This is a genomic window from Priestia sp. SIMBA_032, assembly GCF_046535215.1.
Taxonomy (GTDB): Bacteria; Bacillota; Bacilli; order Bacillales; family Bacillaceae_H; genus Priestia; species Priestia aryabhattai.
On sequence record NZ_JAWRXD010000332.1, the window covers coordinates 1 to 321 of the forward strand.

General features: G+C 34.0%; 1 pseudogene. It reads right to left on the minus strand.

What is annotated here, in order from left to right:
* Positions 1 to 321: pseudogene (locus tag SB717_RS34635) on the minus strand (DUF58 domain-containing protein); the annotation flags it as partial.

Consider the following 321-nt stretch of genomic DNA (forward strand, 5'->3'; position numbering starts at 1 on the left):
TTAACTTATCGAAAACAGGTAAGTGTACATTTAATAAATGAAAAGGATCTTTTAAAACACATTCGAACTGTTCAATTTGAAACACACCACGTTTCGTTGCGGTTAATGTTAAATCCCATTTTTGCGCCGAATGTGCAGGTTGTGAAAATGGAAAAGAGAATAACGTTTTTGATATTCGTTCAATTCCTTGATCTTTATGCTGTATAAGAGACGCATCTAAATGAAAATAACAAACACCATTAACGAGAGGGATATGTGCACCGTTTTTCAAATGAATAAAAAACTTTCCAGATTCATCAGGGAAAAGCCGAGTTGTTTGTC